Annotated in this window: 1 protein-coding gene and 1 pseudogene; both read left to right on the top strand. The window is 68.3% G+C overall.

Going from position 1 to position 2,580, the window contains the following annotated elements:
• The first annotated feature begins 138 nt into the window (after window positions 1–138).
• Entirely contained in the window at window positions 139–1,650 is a 1,512-nt protein-coding gene (gene istA, locus ALA01S_RS30715) for an IS21 family transposase (protein ID WP_157119422.1), read from the top strand.
• Window positions 1,647–2,482 (top strand): annotated as a pseudogene (istB, locus tag ALA01S_RS30710) (IS21-like element helper ATPase IstB). The gene istA and the pseudogene istB overlap by 4 nt, the downstream one beginning before the upstream one ends.
• Window positions 2,483–2,580: the final 98 nt, after the last annotated feature.

Below are 2,580 nucleotides of genomic sequence, written 5' to 3'. Positions count from 1 at the left end.
GCGGGGCCTGGCGGGTGAAGGGCGTAGCCCGGAACCCGCCAGGCCCCGCGCGCGCCGGCGTTGGCCTCCCGTAGGCCTTGTCGGTGGTCGCGGTGGGTCCGGTATGAGGCAGGAATCTCGATTCCCGAGAGCCTGCCCTTGACCGGACGACACATCCACGACCACCAGATGAGGCTTTACATGAAGCTCAGACTGACCGAAGGGCTGCCCACGGCAGCCGCGCGCGCTGGCATCAGCGTGGCCACGGCCTACCGCATCGAGAAGGATCCGCGGCTGCCGTCCCAGAAGCAGGCACCTCGGGAGAGGCGCCGGCCAGATCCGCTGGCTGAGATCTTCGACAGCGAGGTGGCGCCGCTGCTCAAGGCCGCGCCCGGCGTGCGGCCGATCGCGGTGCTCGAAGAGATGATGCGGCGCCACCCGGAACTCACCCGCAGCGTGCGCCGTACCCTGGAGCGGCGCATCCGCACTTGGCGCGCCCAGCACGGCCAGGAGCACGACGTCATCTTCCGCCAAGTGCACGAGCCCGGGCGCATGGGGCTGTCCGACTTCACCGAGATGGACAGCCTGGGTGTGACGGTCGGCGGCGTGCCGCTGGACCACCGGCTCTACCACTTCCGGCTGGCCTGCTCGGGCTTCGAGCACGCGCACGTCATCCTCGGCGGCGAGAGCTACGTCGCGTTGGCCGAAGGCCTCCAGAACGCGCTGTGGGCCCTGGGCGGCGTGCCACGCGAGCACCGCAGCGACAGCCTCTCGGCGGCCTTCCGCAACCTGGACTCCAAGGCGCGCGAGGACCTGACCTCGCGCTACGGCGCGCTGTGCGCCCATTACGGCATGCAGCCCAGCCGCAACAACCGCGGTGTCGCGCACGAGAACGGCGCCATCGAGAGCTCGCACGGCCACCTCAAGAGCGCCATCCGTGACGCGCTGCTGTTGCGCGGCAGCGCCGACTTCGCCGACCTGATGGCCTACCGGGGCTTCATCGACGAGATCGTCAGCCGCCACAACGCGCGCAACGGCAAGCGCATCGAGGCGGAGCGCGCCGTGCTGCAGCCGCTGCCGGCCACGCGCACCTGCGACTACGAAGAGACGCTGGTGTACGTGACCTCGGCATGCGGCTTCACGCTGCGCAAGGTCTTCTACACGGTGCCCTCGCGGCTCATCGGCCACCGGCTGCGCGTGCGGCTGTACGACGACCGGCTGGAGGTGTTCCTCGGCGGCACGGCGCTGATGACGCTTGCCAGGGGTCGCACCGGTGGCAATGGCCGCCACGGCCATGTCGTGGACTACCGCCACGTCATCCACGCGCTGCGGCGTAAGCCCATGGCGCTGCTCAACCTGGTTTACCGCGAGCAGCTCTTCCCTCGCGAGGCCTACCGGCTGACGTTCGAGCGGCTGTGCGAGCAGCTGCCGCCGCGCGCAGCCTGCAAGACCATAGTCGAGCTGCTGAGCATGGCGCACGAGCGCGCCTGCGAGGCGCAGTTGGGCCAGCTGCTGCAGCAATACCTGACCGAGCACCGGCTGCCCAACCTCAATGAGCTGCGCGCCCACTTCGCGCCGGACCCGGCGCGGCTGCCGGAAGTCTGCGTGCAGCTGGCCTCGCTGAGCGACTACGAAGCCCTGGTCCATCGCCACACCGAGGTGCAAGCATGAGCGACGCCATCGATTCCACGCGACTGACGCTGCTGCTCAACGAGCTGCGGTTGCCCGCGCTCAAGCAGATCTGGTCGTCCTTCGCCGAGCGCTCCGACAAGGAAGGCTGGCCCGCGGCGCGGCTGATCATGCGCTGGCCGAGCACGAGCTCGCCGAGCGCGACAGGCGCCGCATCGAGCGTCACCTGGGCGAGGCCCGGCTGTTGCCGGGCAAGACGCTGGAGAACTTTGACTTCGACGCCGTGCCGATGATCTCCAAGGCGCAGGTCGCGGCGCTGTGCGCCGGCGATGGCTGGCTGCGCCACGGCGCCAATTTGATCTTGATGGGCCCGCCCGGCGGCGGCAAGTCGCACTTGTCGTCGGCCATCGGCCTGGGATTGCTGGAGAAGGGTTGGCGCGTACTGCTCGCCCGCACCTCCGACCTGGTCCAGCGGCTGCAGGTCGCGCGTCGCGAGCTGGCCCTGGAAGCTGCAATCAGCCGGCTCGACCGCTTTGATTTGGTCATTTTGGACGACTTTGCATACGTCACGAAGGACCAGGCCGAGACGTCGGTGCTGTTCGAGCTCATCAGCGCCCGCTACGAGCAACGCTCGCTGCTGATTACGGCCAATCAGCCATTTGGCGAGTGGGGGAAGGTCTTCCCCGATCCCGCCATGACGCTCGCAGCGGTTGACCGTTTGGTCCACCACTCAACCATCTTCGAACTCAACGTCGAGAGCTACCGGCGGCGCACCGCACTGCAGCGCAAGCAGGAAGGCCCGGGCCGTCCGGCCAGCTTCGCGACACCGAGGAATGCCGGCCGGACGCGGCGCGACAAACCAGCTGCCGAATAACTATTGCCCGCGTCAATCAACGCGCGCATCATCACCGCGCCGCGACAGTTTTTCTCATCTTGATTGTCGCGCGTCTCTCATCCTGATCGTCGCGCCAT

This window comes from Azohydromonas lata NBRC 102462, from assembly GCF_001571085.1.
Classification (GTDB): domain Bacteria; phylum Pseudomonadota; class Gammaproteobacteria; order Burkholderiales; family Burkholderiaceae_C; genus Azohydromonas; species Azohydromonas lata.
The sequence above is the reverse complement of the archived record's forward strand: the minus strand, read 5'-3'. Positions and strand labels throughout refer to the sequence as shown.